We start from the raw sequence: 25,911 nt of genomic DNA, 5'->3' as shown, positions 1-25,911 counted from the left end.
CACAGTTTGAATGCATTCTGCCTGGGGGTGTGGGAGCAAGCCCCTGCCACAGTTTGAATGCATTCTGCTTGGGGGATTGGGTCGGCTTACTCCTCTTCGCTGCCTTGCGCACGCCAGTAACCCACGGCCTTGAGGAACGCTTCGTTAACCTGATGCGTTTCCAGCAACACCCGCCGCACCTGGCGCGACAGCTTGGTTTCGGTGGCCACGAAGGTGTACAGCGAACCACTGGGCGGCGTCAGTTGGCGCACCGTATCGAGCAGGTCATCCTGGCCGCGTATCACCCAAATCACCTGCACATCCGCAGCACTCTGCAGCGCTTGTTGCTCCGCCGCATTCGCAATTTCAATCACCGCCAGCACCTTGCGGCCCGCCGGTAATTCCTCCAGGCGCCGCGCAATGGCGGGCAGGGCGGTTTCATCACCGATCAGCCAGTAGCTGTCGAACATGTCCGGCACGATCATCGAGCCACGCGGCCCGCCGATGTACAGGTACTGCCCGACCTGCGCCTGCTCGGCCCACGTGGAGGCAGGGCCATCGCCATGCAACACAAAGTCGATGTCCAACTCACCGATGCTCAGGTCGAAACGCCGTGGCGTGTAGTCGCGCATCGCCGGTTGCGGGCCGTCGCCCTTGATGCTGAAGGTCGGGCTTTCCAGGGCAGCCTGTTCGGCGGCGTTCTGCGCGAACATCAGCTTGATGTGGTCGTCGCTGCCCAGGCTGACAAACCCCGCCAGCTCAGGCCCGCCCAAGGTGATGCGGCGCATGCGCGGGGTGAGGTCGACCACCCGCAGCACTTGCAGGCGGCGACGTTTGATTTCGTGGGTAACGCGGTGGATAGCGTGCGTATTCATGGGTGTTTCCCGTCGGCAATGGCTTGAGCGGTGCCGTTGAGCAGCGCCGCGACACGATCGATTTCTTCCGGGCTCCAGCGCCCGTGGTGCGAATGCAAGGCATGGCGCAGGTTATGCACCGCCTCGTGGATTTCTGGCGGGCGGTCCTGGCCACGCAGCGAACGCTTGCTGACATCAATGCGCATGCGCACGCCGTCCAGGGCAACCGCTTGTTCGCTTAAGAACAGACGACCGGCGTCGGTAATGGTGTAGCGTTTTTTTCCGCCGTCGGCGTCGCCCTGGATCAAATCGCTTTCTTCCAGAAACGTCAGCGTGGGGTAGATCACGCCGGGGCTGGGGCTGTAGGCACCGTCGAACAGGCTTTCGATCCGGCGGATCAGGTCGTAGCCGTGGCACGGCTGTTCGGCGATCAAGGCCGGCAGCAGCAGCTTTAAATCGCCGGGTGCAAATACCCGGGGGCCGCGACCGCGGCCGGCGCGCGGGTCAAAACCGTCGCGCTGGTGAGGATGGTCTCGCATGGTGGGAGCCTCTGTGTGTGTCTAGATATAACGTAAGATATATCTTGTGCGCCGTGCAAGGGCTTCTGACGGGCGGTCCTGCAGTGCTGACACTCTATTTAAGGAGGGAGTTGATCTAACCCAATAAACACTGTTATTTATGAATGCCTGTCATCCATGTCTTACAGATGTATTGAGTATTAAAACAGCCTCATCAAGTTGCAAGTAGTCCATCTCTTACAGACGCTCTTAAAGTTTTGGCAAAGTGCCATACTTTTCCTATATATCTTGGTGTTGCAAGGCTACGCAATTAAGCGAATCGGACGGCTTACTTATTTAAAAATGAACGCGACACTTGCCTGGCGTTGAACGGGCTCCGATAAGCAATACAACAAGTTGGAAAAAAGCAGTTTTCAGCGACACCCTCGTGGTTCGAAGCTACCGCCCGCTCAGCGCTTGCTGGACAGTCCTGCGCACTCCTGCGGCAGGGGGTTTATGACACTTATCAATGTGTGAGTACTTAGCTGATGAAAACTAAAATAAACGTTGCGCTGTTGTCTCTCGGGCTATTAGTGGGTTCGATCTCCGTTGCCAAGGCGGCGGACGGGACGGTTACGTTTGTGGGTTCGGTGCACTCGGGTGCTTGCTCTATCAAACCTGACTCGGTAGACCAGACCGTTAACCTGGGGGCGATTGCAAAACATCAGTTGGACAGGGGCGGCAAGTCTGAAGCCCGGCGTGTGCTGATCGAACTTGAAGGCTGCAGTTTGGCCGACCTCACCGATAATACCGTAACCACTACCTTTACCGGTGCGCCATCAGGCGCTGTGCCGGGTGCGATCGGCATCGTCGGTAGCGCCGGCAACGTGGGCATCATGATGACGCATGGCGGCAGGCCCGTTGTATTGGGCGTCGCAACGGCCCCGCAGGTGATTACTGCCGGTGAGAACACGCTGGAGTTCGGTGCTTATGTTCAAGGTGCCCTCGCGGGTGCCATCGTTCCTGGTGGTTTCAGCGCGGTAACCAATTTCACCTTGGCTTATCAGTAAGTTTTGCTCGCGCCCCTTAACGGGGGCGGGAGGAAGCTGACGGGAGATAAAGGTGAAAACATTCATAAGTCTCGCTGTCGCCTCTTCGTTGACGCTGTTCATCAGCCCTTGGGTGTTCGCGCAAGCGTCTGCCCAAGGCAATGGCGTCGTCACGCTGGGAGGGGAGGTTATTGACTCCGCTTGCGGCCTGGAAGCGGCCACTGTGAATCAAACCATTGAGATGGCTGCCGAACCGATCGGCCGGCTGTTGCGCCATGCGCGGGGAATAATTCAGCCCTTCCAGTTGCGTCTGGTCAATTGCTCTTTGACGCGGCCCGACCCGTCGCGCCCCGATGTAAACCTGCCGGACTGGCAGCACCTGCGCGTCACGTTTGACGGCCCCAGCGACAGAGGCGGGCGTTCCTTTGCGGTGTTTGGTGGCTCACAGGGGGTTGCCCTGCACATCGTCGACTCGGCGGGTGAAGAGAGCGTTCCGGGTGAGCCGATGGCGCTGCGCCCGTTGGCCGAGGGCGACATCACACTTCACTACACGCTTCGCCTGGTCGGTAACGGCCTGCCGATGGTGGCTGGCGCTCACAGTGCCGCAGTGCGGTTCAAGTTGGAATACTTTTGAACAGTGATGGGTTGCGTTCATGTTGAATACGTCGAAGATCAAAAACAGCTTCCGCCCCAGCCTCTTTGGTGGGTTGATGTCACTGGCGGGCACTGCAATGGGTGCCGGCGATATTGAGTTTAATACCGACGTTCTTGACCTGAATGATCGCAGCAACATTGACTTGTCTCAGTTTGCGCGCAGCGGGTTTATTCTGCCGGGCACCTATTCGATGATGGTGCAGATCAATAGCCAGGCTACCTCTGAGCAAGCGGTGGGGTTTTACCCGCCCGATGATGACCCCAAAGGCAGTCAAGCGTGTATATCGCAGGGCCTCGTGGAACAGTTGGGCCTCAAAGAGTCCGGTGCGGCCACACTCACATGGTGGAAAGGCGGGCAATGCCTTGACCTTCACAGCTTGCCGGGCATGGAGGTCAGTGGCGATTTAGCCACTGCCACGCTGAACATCAGCCTCCCGCAAGCCTACCTTGAGTACAGCGCGATCAACTGGGACCCGCCGTCGCGTTGGGATGAAGGCGTGCCGGGGCTGCTGATTGACTACAACCTGACGGCGCTGTCCAGCTACCGAAAAAACGACGGCACGCGTAATAACCTCAGTGGTAACGGCACACTCGGCGCCAACGCCGGGGCATGGCGCCTGCGCGGCGATTGGCAGGGGCGTGCCGAAAAAGGCCGCAACGGCGGCGGCGCCAGGCAGCAAAAGCTGGAGTGGAGCCGCTACTACGCCTATCGCGCCATTCCTGCGCTGAAGGCGCGTTTGGTGGTGGGCGAGGACTACCTGTACTCGGACCTGTTTGACAGCTTCCGTTTTACCGGCGCCGCGCTCAGCTCGGATCAAAGCCAGCTACCGCCGAACTTGCGCGGTTACGCCCCGGAAGTGGTGGGCGTGGCCAAAACCAATGCCAAGGTGGTCATCAGCCAGCAAGGCCGCGTGCTCTATGAAACGCTGGTCGCAGCCGGGCCGTTTCGGATTCAGGACCTGAATGATGCAGTCACCGGTACCCTGGATGTGCGGGTGGAAGAACAGGACGGTTCGGTGCACACCTTCAAGATGGACACGGCTGGCGTTCCCTACCTGACGCGCCCAGGGCAGGTGCGTTACAAGCTGGCCACCGGGCGCCCGTCGAATCTTCAGTACGGCAGCGACGGCGACTTTTTCGGTACAGGGGAATTCTCTTGGGGCGTCAGCAATGGCTGGTCGCTGTTTGGCGGCGGTATCACCGATAACAACTACCGCGCGCTCTCCGTTGGCGCGGGCCGTGACTTGCTCGCGTTCGGCGCCGTGTCGGTGGATGTGACCCAGTCTCACGCCACTGTGTGGAATGAAGCGCTCTCGGGTAAATCGTACCGCGTTCAATATTCAAAAAACTTTGAACAGTACGACAGCCAAGTGACCTTCGCCGGTTACCGGTTTTCCGATAAGAACTATTTGAGTATGAGTGAATACCTGGATGCTCGTCATTACGGGCTGAACGGCGAACTCGGCGGGCGTGGTCGCTTCGACGAAAACGGTGAATACAGCGAAGATTGGCGGCCTATCGGCGGCAGCAAGGCGTTGTATACGGTGACGCTTAACAAGCAGTTTCGTGACCTGGGCGCGACCGTCTACGCCAGTTACAACAAACAAACGTATTGGGACCGGCCAGACACTCAGCGCTTGAACGTGTCGCTGTCGCGCTACTTCAAAGTCGGCACCGTGAAAAACATGAGCCTGTCGCTGAACCTGTACCGCGCCCAGGAATATAACTACAAGGACAACGGCATGGCGCTGACGGTCAGCCTGCCGTTGGGGCGTACCGGCACACTGTCGGTGGATGCGAACAGAGCCGCCGGCAAAAACAGCTTTTCAACGCGCTACAGTGATCGCATTGATGAGCGCAACAGCTACCAACTGAGTGCCGGCAATAACGCCGCCAGTGGTTACCTGAGCCATATTGGCGACCAGGCAGATATAAACCTCAGCGCCAGTACGCAACAAAGCAGTAGCACCAGCCTCGGTGCATCTGTTCGCGGCGGTGGCACGCTCACGCCGTACGGCGCAGCGCTGCACCGTACCAATGGCATCGGCGGCACGCGCCTGATGGTCGACACCACCGGCGTGCCCGATGTGCCAGTGCGCGGTTACGGCACACCGACGCGCAGCAACGCCTTCGGCAAGGCGGTTATCTCCGACATCAGCAGCTACCAGCGAACGGCGGCGAGTGTTGACCTGGAGAACTTGCCGAGCAATGTCGAAGCCACGCAATCCGTCACACAACTGACCCTCACCGAAGGCGCCATTGGTTATCGATCACTGGAAGTGATTGCCGGCGAGAAAGCCATGGCAGTTCTGCGCCTGCCCGATGGCAGCTCGCCGCCCTTCGGCGCGACGGTCAAGAACCTGAAACAGCAAGACACCGGCATCGTCAATGACGGCGGCAATGTCTACCTCAGCGGCATTCAGGCAGGCGGGCAAATGACCGTCAGTTGGGGCGGGGCCGAGCAATGTCTGTTCACCCTGCCCGCCATTTTGCCGGCTGATGGTTTAACCGATGCCCTGCAACTGCGCTGCCAGACGCTAGCCCCTGATCAACCCTTACCGGCGACGGCAACGTTGACCGGTAAGCCAATCGAAACGGAGAACACAGCCTTATGATGCTGAACACACGCCGCACACTTCAGGGCTTAGTGCTGCTGGCTTTAGGCTTGAGCCCAAGCGCCAACGCCGCGATTGGCCTGGACCGTACACGAGTGATTTTTGATGGCGGCAAAGAGGCCACCAGCGTCAACATCACCAATAACAATACCCAGTTGCCGTACCTGGCGCAGGGCTGGATTGAGAATGAAGCCGGCGAAAAAATCACCACGCCGCTGATCGTTTTACCGCCGGTGCAACGCTTGGAGCCCGGCAAACAAAGCCAGGTGAAAGTGCAGGCGTTGCCGGCGGCCAAGTCGCTGCCGCAAGACCGTGAAACGGTTTACTACTTCAACCTGCGCGAAATTCCGCCGCGCAGCGACAAGGCCAACACCCTGCAAATTGCGCTGCAAACGCGGATTAAATTGTTCTACCGACCGCAAGCCATTACGCCCAGCCAGCAAGACCTGTCCAACCCCTGGCAAGAAAAACTCACCCTTGCCCGTGAAGGCGACCGCTACCGGGTGCATAACCCTACGCCTTACTACGTGACCCTGGTGGATGCGCGCAACAGCAAAGAAGGCAAAACCGTGCCGGGTTTTGAACCGCTGATGGTCCCGCCCAAAGGCTCGCTGATGTTGAGCCCCAGTGCCGAAGCGCTCGGCACCACGCCCTATTTGGCCTACGTGAATGATTACGGCGGCCGCCCGGTGCTGGCGTTCACCTGCAGTGGTGCAACCTGCAAAGTGAACGTGCACGTGTCACCGCCCAATGAGTAGCGCCAGCTGCGGGAGAACTCCATGAAGTTGCACAACGTGAAGGCTCTGGGTGGCGTGCTACTGGCCTTGGCGGGCCGGGCACACGCGCAGGATGTTGAAGGCATGAACGGGGTGTTGAACATTACCGGCTCCATGCATGAAACGCCTTGCAGCCTAGACATGACATCACTGAACCAAACGGTTGACCTGGGCGTTGTGTCGGCCAGCCAGTTGCAACGGCCCGGCGATCAGGCAACCGCCGTGGCGTTTCAACTGCGCTTTGAGGATTGCCACCGCACCGCCGGCAGCATTCGCAGTGAACGCACCGGCAACCTGACATGGAGTGCCTTTCAACCGGTGCTGTCGGTGGCGTTTATCGCGCCCGCCGATGCTGATGACCCACGCCTGGTCAAGGTGCAAGGCATCACCGGCATGGGCCTGCGTTTGACCGATGCGTTGGGCCGCGACGTACAGCTGGGTTTCAGGGGCGAGCCGTTGTTTTTGCCCATTGGTGGCAACACCCAAGTGTGGAAGGTTCAGCCCACGCGCACCTCGGCACCGTTGACCAGCGGGGCATTTCGGGCCGTGGTCGATTTCAGGCTCAATTATGAGTGAGGGCACAACGATGGCTACGTCAACCGGCTCGCGGGCCATGCTTATCAGTTGCACGCTGCTGTGGGCGGTGAGCCAAGGTGTGCAGGCCGAGACCAGCCTGACCATTCGCGCGGTCATCATCGCGCCGCCGCCGTGTGTGATTAACAGCGGCAGCACGCTGGATGTGCCGTTTGGCAATGACCTGCTGACCACCCGCGTTGACGGGGTTAATTACCGCCGCGACGTGCCCTATACCGTCACCTGTGATGCGCCCTTCAACAACGCGCTGAAACTCGAACTCAGGGGCAGCGGGGCCGCGTTTGACAGCCGTGTGCTGTTGACCCGCAAGGCAGACCTTGGGGTCAAGCTGTTCGTCAATGGTGCTGACTGGCCGCTGAATACAGCTGTGAACTTTACCCATCCGAACTTCCCGGTGGTGCAGGCAGTGCCCGTCAAACGCGTGGGCAGCACGCTGACCGCAGGCGCGTTTGATGCCGCCGCGACCCTTGTGGTCGATTACCAATGACGTCGATTACCCATAAAGGGAAACGCTCAATGACCTTTTGGCAGCCGCGAGCGTTGCTCGCCGTGTGTTCCCTCAGCCTTTGCAGTGGTGCCTGGGCCAACCTCACCTTCAGCGGCACGCTGAACGAGCCGCCGCCCTGCACGATAGATGCAGGGAACACCATTGAAGTCGATTTTGGCGATGTGGGGGTCAAGCGCGTCGACGGTGAAAAGTACCGTCAGGGCGTCGGCTACATCATCACGTGTGGCCCCGACACACTCCCGTGGGAGCTGAAGTTGAGCGTTAACGGTACCGCCACGACGTTTGACGGCGCTGCGGTGCAGACCAGCGTGCCGGCACTGGGCATTCGGTTGTTTCAGAACAACGTGCCGTTTTTACTCAATACGCCGCTGGACATCACCCTGTCGTCACCACCGACATTGGAAGCCGTACCGGTTAAACAGCCCGGTGCAATTCTGACCCCCGCAAGCTTTACGGCGGTGGCCACGCTGCTGGCCGAATACGAGTAGGAGTCGAGTCTATGCGACATGCAAGGGTTCATCAGGGTTGGTCAGGTGCCGGGCTGGCATTACTGCTTACCGCAGGCCTGGCGCCCGCCGCGCAGGCGGCGGACAACCTGCGTTTGAAGGGCAACCTGGTTGAAGAGGCCTGCACCATTCGCCCCGGTGACGAGGCCATTACGTTGGAGCTTTGGGACCTTACCAGCAAGCACCTCTACATCAACACGCGCTCAGTGGGTAAGGGTTTCAAGCTGCATCTGGAGGACTGCGACACCACCATTGGCAACACGGTCAACATCACCTTCGGCGGTGTCGAAAACACGGCGCTGCCTGGCTTGCTCGCGCTGGATGGTGGCAGTGGCGCCACAGGTATTGGGGTCGGCATAGAGACGCTGGGTAACAAGCCATTGCCGTTGAATACCGTCGGCGACGATCAGGTGTTGACCGATGGCAACAATGTTATCGAGCTTAAAGCCTATGTGCAGGGTGAGCCGCAGGCCATCAGCGATCAAACCATCGGGCATGGGGCGTACACGGTGACCTCTACATTTACGCTGGATTACCCGTAGGCATTCACCGGCTGAAAAACGGCCTCAAGCAAACCTCAATTCTCTGCTGGGCGGTGCCCGGGCATAGACGCAACGAGAGATCAATATGAAACGACTCTATGGAGCCATCGTGCTTCTTGTTCTGACGGGTGTGACTACGACCGCGCAGGCCGTCGATTGCCGGGTTAATGGAGGGCCTTGGCAAACGGGTAATCCCAATTTAAGTGTGCCCGTTACCGTTCGATTGAGCGAAGACCGTGTGAGGATCTTGATGGAGGGTGCACGGCTTGAATGTATGTTCTCCCCTGGCTCACAGACCCCATCCTGGTGGACGGATTACTGGGCAACGGGCAACGTCGAGGGGACCCCCTGGACCCCAGGCCCTAAATTCAGTGGCGAAGGCACCGGTTTGCGAATAAACGGGGCGTACCAAAATACGCCTGTTCAGAGTGGAATACGGGTTGCCACGATGCCTGACAACCGGACAGCTTATCCGATCGATGTCATCCCCTATATCCTGATACGTAACTACCCGGCTAATCCGTTCGATGTTCGAATAGGCGACCACCTCGGCCTGTTACGTATGACCAGTTCGAACAATTACGATGGCACCCGCCCACAACTTACGGTCCTGTACACGGCCGCCAACAACTTCACCGTTTCCCCCTCAACCTGCACGATCAACAATAACAACCCCATCGAGATCAACTTCGGCACCGTGCACCAACGGGGAATCGGCACCGACCCGCTGACCACCACCATCCGCAGCGACCGCAGGCTCACCTACGCCTGCCCGGATGGCGGGATTAACACACCGATCACCATCACCTACAAAGGCAGCCCATCCTCGTTCGACTCGCGCCTGTTGGTAATGACCAACCCGGACGTGGGCACCGCCATGCTGCGCGGCGGGGCGGCGGTGCAAGTCGGCAGTTCATTCCTGACCCGCATTACCAATAGCGCGGGCGCCGACGATGTAACGTTTTCGCTGGTGCGGCGCGCGGGGTCGCTGCCGACCACCGGGGCCATCAGCGGCAGCGGTGTACTGGTGATGGGGGTGCCATGACCTGACAATCGCAAACCGTCGCTTGGCATCGCAAGCGCCAAACAAGCCAACTAAAGGCTGGTTCTTTTAGAGGCTGTAAGTCTATTCTTACGGAACATGCCCTTGATTAAATACTGTTGATTAGCGTGTAAGTAGTCCGTGTCTTACGGCTACTTTTAAAGTTTTGGCAAATTGCCATACTCTTCCTATGTGTCTTAGTGTGACAAGGCTACGCTATTAAGAGAATTAGACGGCTTACTTCTATGTGGCTGAACCGGAAACTTGCCTGGCGTCGAACGGGCTCCTGATGTGCACCACGCTTTCAACGCACTCAGGGGCCGATTTTTTGATAACAGAAACAGGTAATGACCATGTTCAAGAAGTTCGCAGTTTCGCTCCCTCTGGCGGTTGCTGTATTGGGCTCTTCGGCCGTGATGGCCGCTAACGATGCCAGCTCTATCATCAATATCCGCGCGGATATTCCGACCAAGCAGTTCCACGCTCAACCGCTGGACCCGGAGTTCGGTAAAAACGAGACCATGACCTACAACCCGGTCACCAGCACCTTGAGCAGCATCAGCACGGCTTACACCATGAAAAACACTGACGGCTCCATTGATGCTTACCTGCAAGACGGCCCGACTTCGCTGACCAACGGTGTTGACGAGATCAAGCTGGCCATCAGCCTGGGCGGCGTAGTCCTGGATGGCACGCCCAAAGAAGTGGCGGCCGATGCCGAGTCCAACCCTGGCCTGCAAAAAATCCTGACCATCACGCCTGAAAAACCGACGGAAGAGCAAAACGGCGTTTACACCGCTGTGGCTACGGTGATCTTCGATAACGTGCCACGCACGATTACGCCTTGATCACGGGTTGTAAGTAAGGCGTTGCCTTATTGAAAATTCCGGCCGCAGTGTGCGGCCGGGTTTCAGCCTGCCTGTCGTTCGCCAACCGAGTATTAAGTTCATGTTCCCTTTAAGACCCCTCGTGGCGGCGCTAGCCCTGGCCGCCTGTTCGGTCGTTATGGCCGCGCCTGAGAATACCTACACGCCGCGCAGTTTGCTGGCCCAGGCGAAAGGTTTGCCGAGCGACTTCGAAGAGCACTTTTTCGATGTGCCGTTGGCGGTACGGGTTGAGCGCGATCAACAATTCGTGGGCGAAGCGATGATTGTATTGACCCGTGATGACCGGCTCACCTTACTGGCGTTCACCGACTACAGCGACAGCCCGGTCACGGGTGCCGAGCGTGATACCTGGGAGAACTACCTGAAGGCCGGTATTCCCTTGGGGAGCTGCACTGTGCGCTGTCCCGAGCAGTTGTTGGCGGTGCATTACAACCTGGAAAACTCGCTGGTCTCGATTCTCACCGAGAACGCCGAGCGCGATACCACGCCCCAACAGTTTTACACCCAACCCGACGGCGGCAGCACCGGGCTGATCATCAATAACCAACTGAACCTCAATGGCGGGCAGAACCAGGATTTGGGCGGGCGTTTCGGCGTTGAAGCCAGCAGCAGCCTGGGCAACTGGAGCCACACCCTGAATTTTCAATTGGCACGCCTCGGCGGGCCAGACACCCAGCTTTACCACGCACTCTATTCGGCCTACGCCCAGCGCGAGTTCGAGGGCCAGTTTTTGCGCCTGGGGTATTTCACCCCCAACTCTGAAGGCCTGAACCGCCAGCCGCGCTCGTTCGGTGCGGCGCCCGACGTGGCGGTCGGGGTGATGGTCGGCAGCTCCGACAGCCTGGCGATGAACAACCCCAAGCCGAGCATCTACCCGATCTATGTCACCTCCAACCGCCTGGGCTCGGCAGAGATCTACCGCAACGGCCTGCTGATCAACACCCAGCCAGTACCGGCCGGTTTGCAGACGCTGGACACGCGCCCGCTGCCCGGCGGCATCTATGAAGTGGAGGTGCGCCTGATCGAAGACGGCCAGGTCACCTCCACCCGCCAGGAGCTGGTGTACAAGCCCAACAACTGGCGCAACCACGACGAGCGCTGGCGCTACAACCTGTTTGCCGGGCGTGAAAGCACCTTGCTCAATAACTGGGAGCAGCGCGACAAGGGCGACATGACCGCCGGCGCCTCGCTCAACTATTTGCTGCACCCGCGCGTAATCCTCGGTGTGTCGAGCCGCCAAGTGCAGGACCGCCTGCAGTTGGGCAGCTCCATCGACTGGACCCTGGCCCAGAGCGCCAGTGTGTATGCCAATGTGTACCAAACCCGCGACTACGGCACCGGCATGGACGTGCAAGGGTTGTACAGCTACGGCATGGGCAGTGTGATTGTCAGCCACAACCGCAGTTGGCTCGACACCCGCAATACCTATGAAACCCTGCCCGACGGCACGCGCCTGCGCCAGCGCAACACCTTTGTCGGCCAGACCAGCAGCTCTTCGCTGTCGATCAACCACCGGCTGGCCAACCGCAATTCGGTGAATGCCCGCGTGTCCCACAGCCAGGGCAATATCGAGGGTGTAGGCCTTGACTTGGGCTGGACGCGGTACGACATGCTGTTCGGCAGCGATGCCAACTGGCGCCTGTCGCTGTTCGACCGACCTTCCAGCAGCAACACCGGCGACAAGCGCAACCGTGGCGTCGACCTGACCCTTAACCTGGCCCTCGGCGGCCCCGGCGAAAGCTGGTCGGGCAGCATCGGTTCGCGCACCGCGCGCGAAGGCCAGCGCGACAACAACGCCTCGCTGACTTACCGCAAAGAGCTCAAGGACCACGCCCTGCAAAACGTCTCGGTCACCGCGCTGACCGATGTTTACGGCATGGGCCTGTCGAGCATGACCAGCTTTGCCACCGACACCCTGACGGGCGATGCCTTTGCCCAGCGTTCTTCGTATAACGGCGATTTAACCGGCGGCCTCAACCTCAACAATACCCTCGCCGTGGGCGCCCAAAAAATGGTGCTGACCAGCCAATACCATGGCAGCGGCTCGGGGATGATCATTGATGTGGAAACCGACGTGGACGGCATCGCCCTGCGCGCCGATGACATGACCGGCGGCAGTATGGCGCTGCGTCCGGGGCGCAACTTTGTGCCGATTACCGCCTACAAAAGCAGCTCGGTGGCCTTCGACTTCGAAGGCAACCACCCACCCGCCGCCACCATCCAGCCGGCGCGCACCACCTACCACCTGAACAAGGGCGGCGTGGAGTATCGCAAGATCAGCGTGATGAAAACCGTCACCGTGTTGGGCCGCTTGATCGACCCGCAAGGCCAGCCGCTCAAGGGCCACCACATCATCAACCACGCTAGCCGTGGGGTGAGCGAGGTGGATGGCTTTTTCTCGATGGAAATGAACGCCGGTTCGCCAACCCTTGAGGTAAGGCGCGGCACCGAGTTGCTCTGCCAGTTCCGCCTCGACCCGAGCAAGGCCCGCAGCGAGAACGATGTGCTGATGATCGGTGATTTGCGCTGTACCCGAGACACCCTGGCCGAGACGGCGGTGGCGCCGCAAGGCGCGGGTTGAGGGTGCTGAAATGAGCAGGCGGCTCCAGCCCCTGCGCCCGTTATTCGATGAGGTTCACCGCAATGAAACGAGTATTGGCAGTCATGGGTTTTTGCCTGTTGGGCCAAGCGGCCCTGGCCGGGCCGAGCATCAATGTGGGGGTGGTTTACGACTACCTCGACGGCGACAAAAGTACCTACCTCAAGCGCATTTTCAACGGCGGCAGCAGCACCGCGTTTGTGAAGGTGCAGATTCTGGAAATTCTCTACGACGAGCAGGGCGTGGGCAAAGAAGTAGCGCTTAAAACCCAGGCCGATGGCGGCGCCCGTGACGGCTTGATGGCCAGCCCGGCCCGGCTGATCGTGCCGGCCAATGGCATGCAGGGCACGCGCCTGTTGTTTTTGGGTGAGCGCAACAGCGAGCGCTATTTTCGGGTGCGTTACATCCCGGTGGTGCCGGAGAAAGAGGACGCCTTCGCCGTCTCCGAAGCAGAACGTGAAGCCTACCAAAGTAACTTGCAGGCCGGCGTCAGCGTGTTGGCCGGTTATGGCACGGTATTTTTTGTGCGGCCCAAGGACACGCGTTACGACACACGTATTGAAGACGGCAGCGGCCACTATGCCGTGCGCAACAACGGCAACAGCGTGATCCAGGTCGATGAGTTCAAAAACTGCGTGGCCGGCAAGACCGATGACTGCTACCCCACCACCAAAAACCATATCTTGCCGGGGCGCACGTTCTCTTTCGACAAGCAAGCGGGCCGCGAATACACCTTCAAAATTGTTGAAGGCGAGGCCCAGAAAAACCATGTGGTGAAAGGATGAGCCGGGTCACGCCGCAGCGGCGGTTGTCTTGGGTGCTGGTGTTTTGCGTGCTGGCGTTGAGCAGTTTGCAGGCGTTCGCGGCCCGTGAAGAAGCGGAGTTTTTTGTCTCGGTCACGGTGCCCACCAGCGAATTTTTTGTGCTGCCGATCAACCCGGGTTTTCTGGAGCGTGAGCAGGTCATGAGCTACAACCCGGTGACCGAGCGGCTCAGTGCGTTGCGCGAATATTTTGATGTGAAAAACGTGCTGGGCGGCATCAATGCGCGCTTGGGCTTTGAGCCGGTGTTGTCGAATGGCCGCGACCTGATTGTGTTGGAAGTGACCTTCAACGGCCAGCGCCTGGACCTTACCGACACGCTGGTGGTGCCGGAAGCCGAAGCCAAGGCCGGTAAACGTGTGCAACTGATGATCGCTGCCACGCCGCCTGCAGACGGTTATGTGGGCGGTGCTTATTACGGCAGCGTGCAAATCATTTTTGATGCCTTGAGGCCTTAAGGCTTCTGCCCCGACAGATGAGTGATAAAGATGAACCTCAAGACAGTGAAGCGCTCTGCAATCGCCGCAGGCTTGACCAGCGTGGTGTGGGGCGCCTGCATGGCCCCCGTGAACGCCGATACCCAGTACATCACCGCGCTCTTCAAACCCAACCCCGCAGAACCTCGAGATAACAAATTTAGCAATAAAACCGCGCAAAGCTCCATTTGCTTGGCGCACATACCGACACAGTGCAAGGCGCTGGGTATTTTTAGCCTGCGCTTCAATAACTTCTCAGCCGATTCCATCAGGCCAATCGAGGCGAACCATGCAGACCCCAGGGCCGGGGCTTATTTCCAGGTGCCTTCCTCGTTCAGGGATGTCGAGGTTCGCCATACACAAACGGGGGCCCTGGAGATCGTCCACATGCGTATCGCCGGCGTCGGTGGGGTCTGGCGCCTGCCAAGGCCACCGGGTGTGAGTGCATGGGCGCAACCTGGCCTTGCTTGGGAGAGCGCGTGGAGGGGAGCACCAAGTCCCTGTGTTTCCACGGGGCATTTAGCGGCAAACACCACTTCTGCCTCGTTCTTCTGGGTGGTGCCGCAAGATGCTGGAGCCTGTACGCGCAAACCGTCGCAAGACATCCCTTGGTTTAACTACCGGAGCATGGAGTACGCCTACGAGATGGTCGCACCCAACCCCTTGACCATGTTGTCCGGGCAATACGTGGGCAGTATTACCTACACCGTAGGCGGGGCCGGCTCTGATTTTGACTTCGGCGATGTGCTGGTCCCCACCAGTGATGGCTTGATCACGCTGGAGTTCACCCTGGATGTGCAACATGAACTCAAGGTGGAAATTCCCCCTGGTGGCAACACCATTGAACTGGTGCCCCAGGGCGGCTGGCAAGCCTGGCTGAACCAGGGGCGCAAACCCACCCGGTTGTTCCGTGACCAAACGTTCAATATGTCCACCTCATCGCCCTTCGGCATGCAGATGAGCTGTGAGTACAGCAACGGCACAGGCTGCGACCTGGTCGACAGCGCTACCGGCAAGCGCGTGCCGCTGGAGGTCGCCGTCAGCCTGCCCGCAGGCCTGACCGATAGCAGTGGCCAGGCCGTCAAACGTCGGCCATTGCGCCTGGACGGCTCGGGAACAACCTTGTTCGAACCCGGTTATTACGTGAACCGCAGCCCTGGCACCTTGCATTTTGAGGTGACGCGTGACGAGGTCGAAAAAATGCTCACGCCGGATGTCGAAGCGACTTATCGAGGCAATGTGACGGTGGTCTGGGATTCGGACATTTAACCCGCCAAGGCCCGCGACCCAAACCTCCACTCATGAGCCCGACCCTGTGGCGAGCGGGCTTACTGCCCTGGCAGGTTCAAGGTGGCGCGGGTCAAGCGGCGGCTCAGTTCGTTTTCATCATCCAGGCTGTCGCCGAACAGGCGCAGGTAAGTCGCGTCGCTCATTTCCTCGCCCGTCAGCACCACGCTGTGCGGCACGCCGAGTTTATCGGCGAGCCCGGTCAACTGTTGGTGCAGCTGTTCGGTGACGTTTGGGTCTCGCTGATCGGCCGGTTTTTTCTGCTCCAGCGCCCAGTCTTTTTGCGCGTAACGCAAGTCGTCGACACCGCTGGTGGCGTCCGAATGCACACATTGGTTGTCACGGTACGCTATCGGGTGGGTTTCAATCAGGTAGTCGCGCCAGAAGTTCTGTTCCAGCATCTGGTTAACCAGACCGTCGCCTTGCTCCAGCGCCAGCACGGTGTCGCAGGCTTGGTTGATCTGTTCGACGCTGACACGCGCGGTGATTCTGTAGGCCATGTGGTCGGCCAGCCACGGCAGGTCGAGGCGTGCCTTCAGGGCAGTTTGATAAGCCGCGTACACCTCGACTTCATCGACCGTGCCTGGCAGCCCATCGACTATTTCGGTGTACAGGCGCAAGCCCTGGCCGCCGCTGTTTATAGGCGCCAGACGGTTACGCACATCATCCTGGGCGATACGGTTGAGCTGGTGCAGGCGCGACTTCTGTTTCGCCAGGCGGGCCAGCGCCGGCCCCAGGTTTTGTGGGGTAGCGTCGCGGTACGCTTCGAACACCAGCACTTCGACACCCATGGCGTTGAATATCTGGGCCCCGGCATCGGCACAACTGAACGGCGTGGAGGCCATGCTGAACAAGCGTTCGCGCAGCCCGTCGTCGCCGTGCATGGCCTCAAGCATGCGCAGCACATTGAGGCTCATCTCGGTGCGGTTGAGTCGGTACAGGCTGGCATCCTCAGGTGTCTGAGCGCCCACCTCTTCCAGCTTGAGGCTTTGGATGACTTCGAAAAAGCCTTGGGAGCCGTGTTCGGCTTCCAGCTCATCCCACCTCTGCTGATAGAGTTCCTGCTGCTCGGGCGTTCGGCCCTCAAGCCAGAACAGGCTGTCTGTTTCGCCCCGAGGCGGGTAGGTGCGGTAGGGGTCCAGGCCGCTGGCTTTGCGCAGGTTCACCATCAGGTTTTCGCTGTCAAAGTCGAGCTTGCGCCGGTCCAGCCGCGCTCGGACCACGACCTGCGCTTCCCAGGAACCGGGCTCCACCGGCGGCAATTGAGCCACCTGTGTGTTGCGTATGTCCAGGGTGAACGCGTAGGCGCGCGGGAACTCGAACAGCCCCGCCGGCCAGTCGCGAATGCCGGTGTTGTTGAGCACCAGCACTTGCAGCTCCGGCATGCGGCTGACGTCCGGTGGTACCAGCAGATGTGGGTTACTGGACATGATCAGCACGCGCAAATGATTGAAGTGCTTGACCTGCGCCAGGCTTTGTTCGGTCCAGCGTATCGGGTTTTCGGCCAGCCCCAGCAGGCCGAGCTTAGGCATCTCGCTGAGTGCCGCCGGCAGCTGAGTCAAGCGGTTGCCGGTGAGGTCCAGGCTGAACAGGTTGGGGAAGTTGTGCAAAAAGACCGCGTCGGTATCGAGCATGCCGGCGTCGGTCATATTGAGGCTGGTGACGTGCCCGAAATCCGCCTTGAGCCTGGGGAAATGCTTGAAATAGCCGTGTATGGCTTGCCCGCTGAAGTCAAGTTTGCGACCCACAATCGGGTCGCCATAGTCGGACCTGTAATGCTGCGACTGTTGTTCCCAGCATTCGCGCAGCTTGGCGCTTATATCGACCCGGAACAGGCGTTCTGCGGTTGCCTCTGCCTGGTTGTTGGAGGCCGTGGGTGTGAGCATCCACTCATCCAGGTCGTGCAAGAGTTTTCTCTTCTCGGCCTCGAAGGTCTCCAGGGTAATCAGCCCGTCAGGCGTACTCATCAGCACGGCATAACTCTGCGCTTGTTCGTCGGTCATGCGTGGATAGAGCCGCTTGATCCGCGCAGTGACCGAGCGGCCACGGCTGAACAACTGGCGCAGTGCCTTGAAGCGCGGCCGTTGCAATAACAGCTGGGTTTCGCGCTGTACCACCGGCAGCACCGGCGGCTGCGCCAACGCGGTTCTGCGTTCGGCGGGCGGCAACAGCTTGGCCTTGAGCCATTGGGCGAGTGCCTGGCCTTCGCCTGGCTGGTAACCGAGGGCCGTCAGTTGGGCTTCGGGCAGTACGCGCAGCGCGGCTTCATACAGGTCGAAGGTTTGCAGCGGTGCATCGGGTAATGCATAGCGACCGTTGGGCATCAGCAGCAGCACTTTGGATGTCGACGCGTCGCTCGGCCCGACGCGGCAGCGCAGTGAGCCGCGGGTGCTGGCGTTGTAAACGCTGATACGCAGGTCGCCGAAGGTATCGGTATGCAGGCGCAGCGCGTTGAGCAGCAGGTGTTCGGTGTCGGCGCTGGGCGGCACGTCCGGGTACAGGCCTTCGTACGCATGGGCGGCGCGGGTTTCAAACGCCAGCTCGCGGGCCAGGTGCGTGAGGCGCAACGGCACGCGGCGTTCATCGGTCATGATCTGGCGTTCATTCGGGCGGGCGCGGCTGAGCAGGGTGCGCGCCAGTGCGTCGGGCAGTTCGGGAAAATGCTCACGCAACAACTGGGCGTGGGCGTCGCCGGTGGCCTGCGCGATGAGATACAGATGGTCGAAGAGCGTGCCTTGTTGCGTGTCGAGGGAGTCGGCCAGTTGATCGCGCACGGCCTGCACCCGTTCAGTGGCCTCGCTCGGTGGGGCAGTTGCCAGCATGTCCTCAAGTTCTGGTGCGCTCAAAAACGCCACGAGTTTCTCCGGCAGCCGCCCGGCCTGCACATCCGCGAGGCTGGTTTGCAGGGTGTGCAGGGCGTCGGCGTCCTTGGCTCCGTAGCGCATGGGGTCGCCGCTCAGGTCGTCGGCTGCAAACACTTCAATGGCTTTGCTCGCCGGCCAACCCGCTAGCTCGGTGACAAATTGCGTGGTCCAGTTGTCGGCTTCGCCGGTCGGTTCACCGCTGCGCACGCGTGCAACGAGGCGCGTGACTTCACGGCGCAATTCAAAGCGTTCGAGGGTATCGGCGAGCAGCGGCGGCAGCTCGGTGTTTTCGACATAGATGCGTTGCAGCTCACGGGTGCCGGTACCGCTGGTATCGCGAATCTGCTGCAGTTGCGCGGGCGCAAGGTCGGCCGTGGCCGGGGTGAGGCGCTGCATCAGGCGGGTGGCGTCCCACCTCAAGGGTTCTTCGCCCTCATGCACCAACGTGCCTTCGCCGTTGCTGAACACTTGGGGTTGATAGGCCTCGGGTCGCTGTGGATGCACGACGCGATGTTGGCCGGAGTCCGGGTCTTTGCTGATTTCGTAGTGATGGTCCTCCAGGCGCATGGTTTTTTTGCCATCGCGGCTGTGGAAGCCGTCCGTATCGGCTTTCGAGCCCGCTGTCGGCACCCGTGCCGTTTGCCGGTAAGGGCTCAGGTCGGGGTTCCACAGGCGTTGTTGCCCGCTGGGCAAGCGCACGGCGATCAAACCGTCAACGAAGTCCGACACCTTCAGTTTGGCCAATTCGCCCAGTTGGGCACCTATCCCGAAGAGGCCCAGTTGCACGATGCTTTGCGCAACGCCTACCGCATGTTCGATGGCCTCGATGCTGTGGCCCTGCGCCCAGTCCAGCAGGCCCTCGAAGACTTCATCGGCAAGTTGCCAGGCGCTGTAGGCGAGCATCAGTGGGCCCAGCACCGGCACGAACGGCGTGGCGACCAGCAACGCGACCTGGAAAATCTCGTCGAGAATATGTTCAAGGTTGTCCCACCAGGCCCAGCGCTCCATGCGGTCGGCATAGGCGGTGGCCACCGCGATCTCGCGGCTGTCGTTGAGTAGCAGGTTGAGCTTTTGCTGATACAGATGGTTCCACAGGCCTGCCGAAATTGCGCGCGGGCCAAGCTGCAAGGCGGGTTTTGCAAGCGGGGTAGCGCGCCAGCTCGGCAGTGGGTCCAACGGTTGCCGTGCATGCCAGGTGACTTTGCTCAGGCGCTCGTTGAGCTTGGCCAGGAACGACCCACGGCTGGCATGCGGTACGAAGCGACAGAAGAACTGTTGATACTCGGACTCGCGCAGTTGGCGGGTCAGTTCTTGCACAAAGGCTTCGGTGTCGGCGTATTGCTTGAGCGGGTGTTCCGGGTCATCGGGTATGTACACCACGATGGGCGCTGACTGGCGGCTGCGCTCAAGGTCGGGAGCAATCAATACGATGCCGGTCAGTACGGTGTCCATCATCACCAGGTCGTGGCAACGCACCGGCAAGCGATTAAGCGTGAGCCCCGGCAGGCTGTCGATCAAGCCTGGCAGCATGCCATGGGTGGCCGCGTCGATATGCCCCATCAGCACCGCACTGTGGATCGCGGCCCTGAAGGCGGCTTGCTGGCCAAGAATGACCCTGGCCCGCAACACGCCTTGGACCACCGGTTGCTTGAGCCCCAGTTGCTCTTCGAGGTGCTGTTGGTAGCGCGCGCCGATGTCCAGTTTGCGTACCAGCGTTTTGAATTGCCCCACGGTGATTCGGTGTTTGATGTGCTTGACGTCGAACCTGCCCTGGGCGTCGGGGCGGGTGATGAACGCGGAGTCGATGGTGAAGTTTTCTGCGGCGGCAAAGTTATGCAGCGCTGCGTGCAATAACGAAACGGTCCTGATCTTGACGCCTTTGACGAGTTCACCGGTGGGGGTAAAGAGTTTCAGGAAGGTTTCGCGTACATCTTCTTCGATACCGTATTGCGCTTTTAACGCCTGTTTCAATAACACTTCGGCAAAGGTATCGATGCCTTGCAAGTGGTTAAGTTGTTTATCCACGGCATTGTGGGTTTGCCACTGTTGGGCAATCGCGGTTTTTAATGCTTGATGATGCGGCGAGTGTGTTCGATACCCGGCCGGGATGGTTTTTTTTGCCGCTTTCAAGGCGTTCATGCGTTGCGGGGAGGCTTGGGTTATCCAGGCGGGCAGTGCCTGTGAAATAACCTCGAAGTGTAAGTTTTTGTCGTCAGCCGCCGTGGGGCTGACAAGTTGAACCGCTGACATGAGCAGTGCCTTTTATACTGAATGAGCCAGTAGTTTAAGCCGTTGGCACGCCGGTAATAAGTTTGAAATTCAGCGCTGGGTGGTCCGTGTTTATTAACCGATCGAACCACTAATCGAGATGAACTTATACATGATTAACACCTTTTTATAACGGCCTCGGCACCGTGCATGTCGAGACCGAACGTGTGAGCAAAACCCTGTGGCCAGCGGGCTTGCCACAAGGCGCGGTCAGGCGGGAGGCAAGGATGGCCCCGCCAGGGGTACGTTTTGTATAAGCCCCAGTCGGTTAACGCGCTTCGCAACCGTTGGAATATTCATCTTGAAGGCGCCTTTGGACGTCACGTATTTCAACCAGGAGTCGGTGTGGATACCGTTATACAGTGCAAACTTCATAACCGCGTCTCTGTTCTGGTAGGCCGGTCGAAGCGATAACTGATACCAGTCTTTAAAATGCTGATCGGTGATCGGCGTTCTTAAACCGAAGGGCGATCGGTTTAGTCTTATTACCCTGGCCAGGCCTTGTTTATTCAGCTCGCCGCTCTTGGAAATATAGACTGCCCAAATCAATGGATTAATACGATGGGTTTGTTGAAACGCCTGCGCCGCGTCCCGGGTTTGATCATTCATGCCTAACCATGTTACGAAAAGATTGTCGCTGAACGGTGCATGCCCCTGCGGATCAAGTCGCGCCTGGCCCAGTGCGTTCACTTGGCCGTTTAGCCTTACAAATTTGTTCCACGTTTTGAGCGGGATATTGCGCTCACTAAAAAAACCGCTGGGGTCGAGCGTGGGGAGCGGGTTGGGTGACTGGGCATTGGCGCTCACGTGTGCCTCCCATTCTCTAAGCGCTTTGATGGAATTGCCCTCGGCTTTTGGCGCGCCGCCGGGCAAACGCTGCAACGTGTCCAATGACCAGAGCTGGTTTGGCATCTTTCGCAGCCTGAACTGCGTCCACCCCCCGGAAGGGGTGAGTACGGGGGCGACCAGCCCATTGCGATCGTAGAGGTTGAACGAATCCTGAATTCGAAACACCTGCTCTTTGCCTGTTTCGCTGGTACTGCGTACCAGCAAGGTTTTTGCCGAACCGGGCGTCCGATAGATGCCTGTGCCTTCGGCCAGCGATGAACCGGAAGGGATGCCGCCGATCATCACCAGGCGGGGGCTTTGCAGTTGGAAGGCGCTTTGGTAACCGGTCAGGCCCGGCAGCGGCGTACGCGTTGCGGGCCTGAGCAGCATCTGCAGCGGCTGCAGGCCAATGCCGGCGGTCCGCGCAGCCCCGGCAACGGTGGTGGTGGCCGTTGCGACCTCGAACAGCACCCGCCCCGCCACCCCGCGACGCATGATTAACCCGGCAATCTTTTGCCCCAGGCCGCGCGTGGTGCGCGCCATCCTGGCGGCCCAGCCAAAGGCCGAAGAGGTAAGCTGCCCGCTCCAGGGGAACCCGCCCAGTACGGTGGTGACCACTTCAACGCCGAACATCACTTTGTTGAACGTGGCCTGGTAGCTCAGTTCTTCGTTGGTCACGCTTTCAGTGTCTGTTTTGTCCAGCAGGTACAGGTAATTCTGCCGGTACAGCCCGGCCAGCACATCGCCTGGGTACGCGGCCAGGCGATGATTAAGCAAGCGCGTGTTGGCCGGTAAGCGTGCCTGCAGGTAAGCCTGCCAGGCCCGGCTGCGCATCAGTTTGGCGAGTGCATCGAGGCTGGCGATCTCCCTGAGTTCCAGGCCATCGGGCGCGTGCGGGGTATACAGCACCCGCATGGCATCGGCGGCGGTGGCCAGCACCAGCACCCCGTTGACGGTTTGCCCGCCGCGCCCCTCGGGTGCGTCACCGGCCGGGTTGAACATCAGGGCATTGGCGATCACCGCCTGCCCGTCAACCGGCTGGCGTGCATTGGGGTCTGCGCAAGCGAGCACTGCCGCCACCCAGGCGGCGGCTGTCTTTTGCGTGTTGTCGCTGGCCAATACCGTGGTGTAGGCATCAGGGCTCAACCGGGCCGACAGGGCCGCGTAACTCAGGGCCGACGCCTGGCTCGTCGTCCAGGCTTTTTGCAGGGCTTGAGCATCAGCCGTGGTGGCATCCGGGTCGAGGTGTTTTTTGAGTACGTTCTGTGTGTATTGGTGGCCAACATTCAGCGCCTTGACCCATTGCTCCAGGTGTTCTTTGCCCACGCTGATGGCGTGGCCTTGGGCATCGGGCACCCACTCACCTTGTGCGGTCATCAGGGTTGCTTCCAACAGGTCGTCTTCAGTCCAGGACAGGCTCCGGTCCCAAGGCTTGTTGTTTTTCAAGAGCAGGTTGGTCAGGCTCATTTGGCTGGACACAACACGTTCATGCAGGGATCCAAAACCCGCACCAGTGCCGATACGTGTTCGCGTGGTGCGGATAACCATAGTCTGGTCCGGGTCAACGCCCTGCGCGGGGTAGGCTGCCCTGGCCTTGTCGTGCGGGCCTTTTTCGGCCAGGAAGGCGCGTATCTTCAGCAGCACTTGCTCTTTGGCATATTCGGCCAGCGTGGGGATAAGCACTTTCCATTGCTCGCCCAAGTCATCCTGTTTCTGGCGTGTGCTCTGGGCCTGGTCCTGCAGGGCCTTTTGGTCCGTGGGGTGCAAGCGCTTTTCCCAGTCCGGCCGCCAGTGCTCCAGCAACAGCAGGTTGCGCGCCATGAAGGCCCCGGCCATATCCAACAGCTCGACCAGCTCCGCGCGGCCATTGCTTTGGGTACCCGCTTCACCTTCGGTCAGGCCCAGCAGGGCCTGGATGTCAGACTGTTGCTTGTCCAGCAATGCCTGAATGCTGTCGGCGACAAAGTCGGCCTCTATCGGCGCAAAGGTGTCGTGCAGGTCGCTTCCCCACAGCCCGGTTTTTGTAGGCTGCACCGACAACGGCAAGCCGCTGACGAACAACCGGCCTGCCTCCTCGCCAGCATTGATGCGCGCTTGTAGCGTGTCGTGCAGGGTGTGCAGGGTCGCAAACTCTTCAAAGCCCTGGTCCGGGGTAAACACCACCACCGGGCCTTCGGTGATGTTCCCGCCCAACCCTTGGGTACTGAGGTTTTTGTGCCCGTGTGACCAGTGCGGGTGTACGCCGCTGGAGCCGTCACTGGGGGTCAGGACGAAGCTGCCGGCCAGGCGCGCACCCTCTGCGCCGCCGGTGTTTACCGTCAACTGATAGACCCCGGGGCGGGCGCCGTGGTTGAAACCGGCCTCACGGCGGGCCTGGGTCGGGTATTTCAGTGCGCGATCAATCAACAGCTTTGCGTGTGGGCTCAGGGTGTTGTCGGCGTGGCGCAGGCGCGCCTGCACATCCAGGGCTTGACGATAGATCTGCGCCAGCTTGATCTGTGGGCAGACCAACTCGGGCGCTATGGGTGTTTGCCAGTAACGTGTGACCTGCGCCGCCAGCCCGGCTTGCAGGGCTTCAGCCAACCCCGGCAGCAGGCTGCCCTGGGCTATTTGCGCTGTTTCGCTGAAGGCCGTGGGGCTGCTGAAGATGCTTTCGGCGACGGTGTCGACGCTGTCTGTTTGCGCTGCCTGGTCCTCATCCTCATCGGTTTCCAGCGCGGAGTTTTCCCATAGCAATAAGCTGCCAAGTGCTTCGCGCAACGTACGCGAGGATTCAAAATGGCGCTGGCCGGTGCTGTCAGTGCGGTAGCGGTTCACATATAAGCTGGCCAACCCGGTCGTGGCGGGCAACTGCGCGAAGGTCTCCTTGAGCAGCGGCGTCAGAGCACTGTCCAGCGTGGGATGCTTGTCATGGTTCAGCACATAGTCGATCTGCTGGTTGAGTGAGTTCCAGAGCTGTATCAGTTGGGTCTGCTGTTCGCTGTCCGGCGGCGTATGGGCGACGGCTGAACCGGGCATCGGCTCTGTCGGTTTGGGCAAGCGGGCCATCAAGCTGGGGCAGCCTTTCAACGGCAGCGCCAGGGCGGTCGCCAGTTTGGCCGCCAAGGCCTCGAAGGTGGCTGTGGGCGTGTCGAGCGCTTGGTCAATATCGATTTCTTGTTGGTCACGCTGGGTTTGCAGGCAGGTCGTGAACAACTGCCCGGTGATCGGGGTATAGCGCAGGTTTTGCCCACTGCTTAACGCGCTATCGGCGCGCGCCCTCTCGCCGGTGGGGATGTTGGCGAGCAGCAGGGCTTTGTCGGCACCGGCCACCAAACGTCGGCTCAAGGTGTTCGCCATGGCGTAGAAATGCTCGAACATCTCAATGCCCAATTGCGGCGTGTAGAGCACCACCGGCCGGAGCGTATGCAGTTGTTCGGCAAGTACAAAGCAACCGCTGAGCGCCACGGACCACTCAGGCTGGTCTCTTGCGTACAGGCTAATACCGGCCGCCAGTACTGGCATGGGGTTGCCCGAGGTTTCATGCAGCATCTGGTTTTCGATCAACTGCCGGCCTTCGATCAATACCTGTAACCGCGCCTTGGCCGTGGCCACGGCTGTTTGCGCTTGGGTATTGGCAGGCTGTTTTTCCAGGGCCTGTTGCGCGTCGCTGAGGTGTCGCCGGGTTTCGGCCAGTTGCAGGTCCGCCTCAAGGCAAAATAACTGGCGTTGTTTTTGGTTCATGGCGGCGTGGACGCTGAGCGCGCCGGTGCTCAAGTGCGGGGACGACCAGAACACCTCAAGCTTGCGCTGGTACAGCGCCAGGCTGTCGTTTTTCAGCGCGTCGATCAGCGTGTTGAAGGCCTCGACGTGCAGCGCCGCGTTATCGCCGTCGCGGCCTGTGCTGTAAGCATTGGGATAGAACCCCACGGCTTGGCTGACACTGCCGGTTTGCGGCTCTTTGGCACGTTGGGTCGCGGTTGTGTGGGTGGCGATGGCCTCTTGCAGCACTTGGGTCAGGTTGCGTGTGCGGGTGAGGTGCGCAGACCGCACGGCGCTGTCGCCGGCCTGTGTTGTGGGTGTGTCGTAGACATACTCGTTGAGGTAAACCGCATCGGGGTTGGGTGGGGTTTCGGGCACCAGCGTTGCCAATGCCTGACGCAGTTCGGCGGCGATGACGGTGGCAAATACCGGCTGGGCATCCAGCAGGTGCGTGATGCTGGCGGTGCAGGTGGATAACTGTCGCAGCAGGTCTTGGGAGGAGGGCGTGAGGGGTGAACGCATCA

General features: G+C 60.0%; 19 protein-coding genes. 14 read left to right on the top strand and 5 right to left on the bottom strand.

Annotation, left to right across the window (positions count from 1 at the left end):
- Positions 1-86: 86 nt before the first annotated feature.
- Complete coding sequence (locus F0169_RS02850) at positions 87-854, bottom strand: siderophore-interacting protein (protein WP_152745423.1); 768 nt, start codon at positions 852-854, stop codon at positions 87-89.
- A complete protein-coding gene (locus F0169_RS02845; RefSeq protein ID WP_058412977.1) occupies positions 851-1,372 on the bottom strand; it encodes a PadR family transcriptional regulator in 522 nt (173 codons plus the stop codon). The genes F0169_RS02850 and F0169_RS02845 overlap by 4 nt, the downstream gene beginning before the upstream one ends.
- Positions 1,373-1,878: 506 nt before the next feature.
- Between F0169_RS02845 and F0169_RS02840 the strand changes: the two genes are divergently transcribed.
- From F0169_RS02840 to F0169_RS02780, 13 genes are all read left to right on the top strand, one after another.
- Positions 1,879-2,400 (top strand): fimbrial protein, encoded by a 522-nt coding sequence (locus tag F0169_RS02840; RefSeq protein ID WP_152745421.1) that lies wholly within the window; start codon positions 1,879-1,881, stop codon positions 2,398-2,400.
- Positions 2,401-2,452: 52 nt separating this feature from the next.
- Entirely contained in the window at positions 2,453-3,013 is a 561-nt protein-coding gene (locus tag F0169_RS02835; protein WP_172979309.1) for a type 1 fimbrial protein, read from the top strand.
- A 19-nt stretch (positions 3,014-3,032) separates the two neighbouring features.
- Positions 3,033-5,648 carry an outer membrane usher protein gene (locus F0169_RS02830; protein WP_152745419.1) on the top strand — a complete coding sequence of 872 codons (2,616 nt, stop codon included), beginning with the start codon at positions 3,033-3,035 and terminating at the stop codon, positions 5,646-5,648.
- Positions 5,645-6,406 carry a fimbria/pilus periplasmic chaperone gene (locus F0169_RS02825; protein WP_152745417.1) on the top strand — a complete coding sequence of 254 codons (762 nt, stop codon included), beginning with the start codon at positions 5,645-5,647 and terminating at the stop codon, positions 6,404-6,406. Before F0169_RS02830 ends, F0169_RS02825 begins: the two co-directional genes overlap by 4 nt.
- Before the next feature lie 21 nt (positions 6,407-6,427).
- Entirely contained in the window at positions 6,428-7,000 is a 573-nt protein-coding gene (locus F0169_RS02820) for a fimbrial protein (RefSeq protein WP_152745415.1), read from the top strand.
- A gap of 10 nt (positions 7,001-7,010) precedes the next feature.
- A complete protein-coding gene (locus F0169_RS02815) occupies positions 7,011-7,505 on the top strand; it encodes a fimbrial protein (RefSeq protein WP_152745413.1) in 495 nt (164 codons plus the stop codon).
- A gap of 29 nt (positions 7,506-7,534) precedes the next feature.
- Positions 7,535-8,014, top strand: a complete 480-nt coding sequence (locus tag F0169_RS02810) for a fimbrial protein (RefSeq protein ID WP_152745411.1) — start codon at positions 7,535-7,537, stop codon at positions 8,012-8,014.
- 11 nt (positions 8,015-8,025) lie between these two features.
- Entirely contained in the window at positions 8,026-8,574 is a 549-nt protein-coding gene (locus F0169_RS02805; RefSeq protein WP_152745409.1) for a fimbrial protein, read from the top strand.
- Between the two features lie 85 nt (positions 8,575-8,659).
- A complete protein-coding gene (locus F0169_RS02800) occupies positions 8,660-9,619 on the top strand; it encodes a fimbrial protein (protein ID WP_152745408.1) in 960 nt (319 codons plus the stop codon).
- A gap of 350 nt (positions 9,620-9,969) precedes the next feature.
- Positions 9,970-10,464: a CS1 type fimbrial major subunit gene (locus F0169_RS02795; protein WP_152745406.1), complete on the top strand. Its 495-nt coding sequence runs from the start codon at positions 9,970-9,972 to the stop codon at positions 10,462-10,464.
- A 100-nt stretch (positions 10,465-10,564) separates the two neighbouring features.
- Positions 10,565-13,084, top strand: a complete 2,520-nt coding sequence (locus tag F0169_RS02790) for a CS1-pili formation C-terminal domain-containing protein (RefSeq protein WP_152745404.1) — start codon at positions 10,565-10,567, stop codon at positions 13,082-13,084.
- A 62-nt stretch (positions 13,085-13,146) separates the two neighbouring features.
- The gene (locus tag F0169_RS02785; RefSeq protein ID WP_152745402.1) at positions 13,147-13,887 is read left to right on the top strand and encodes a molecular chaperone; all 741 of its coding nucleotides are present in this window, start codon (positions 13,147-13,149) and stop codon (positions 13,885-13,887) included.
- Positions 13,884-14,381: a CS1 type fimbrial major subunit gene (locus F0169_RS02780; protein WP_152745401.1), complete on the top strand. Its 498-nt coding sequence runs from the start codon at positions 13,884-13,886 to the stop codon at positions 14,379-14,381. The genes F0169_RS02785 and F0169_RS02780 overlap by 4 nt, the downstream gene beginning before the upstream one ends.
- Here F0169_RS02780 and F0169_RS27660 read toward each other — a convergent pair.
- On the bottom strand, positions 14,378-14,668 hold the full coding sequence (locus F0169_RS27660; RefSeq protein WP_241679036.1) for a hypothetical protein: 291 nt from the start codon (positions 14,666-14,668) through the stop codon (positions 14,378-14,380). The genes F0169_RS02780 and F0169_RS27660 overlap by 4 nt on opposite strands.
- Before the next feature lie 358 nt (positions 14,669-15,026).
- Here F0169_RS27660 and F0169_RS27655 point away from each other — a divergent pair, with 358 nt between their 5' ends.
- The gene (locus F0169_RS27655; RefSeq protein WP_241679035.1) at positions 15,027-15,668 is read left to right on the top strand and encodes a hypothetical protein; all 642 of its coding nucleotides are present in this window, start codon (positions 15,027-15,029) and stop codon (positions 15,666-15,668) included.
- A gap of 59 nt (positions 15,669-15,727) precedes the next feature.
- Here F0169_RS27655 and F0169_RS02770 read toward each other — a convergent pair whose 3' ends face one another.
- Together F0169_RS02770 and F0169_RS02765 are read right to left on the bottom strand one after the other, a co-directional pair.
- Positions 15,728-20,800 (bottom strand): dermonecrotic toxin domain-containing protein, encoded by a 5,073-nt coding sequence (locus tag F0169_RS02770; RefSeq protein ID WP_152745397.1) that lies wholly within the window; start codon positions 20,798-20,800, stop codon positions 15,728-15,730.
- Positions 20,801-21,028: 228 nt separating this feature from the next.
- Positions 21,029-25,909: a hypothetical protein gene (locus F0169_RS02765; protein ID WP_152745395.1), complete on the bottom strand. Its 4,881-nt coding sequence runs from the start codon at positions 25,907-25,909 to the stop codon at positions 21,029-21,031.
- Positions 25,910-25,911 lie beyond the last annotated feature (2 nt).

It is taken from the genome of Pseudomonas kitaguniensis (assembly GCF_009296165.1).
In the GTDB taxonomy this organism is placed as follows: domain Bacteria; phylum Pseudomonadota; class Gammaproteobacteria; order Pseudomonadales; family Pseudomonadaceae; genus Aquipseudomonas; species Aquipseudomonas kitaguniensis.
The sequence above is the reverse complement of the archived record's forward strand: the minus strand, read 5'-3'. Positions and strand labels throughout refer to the sequence as shown.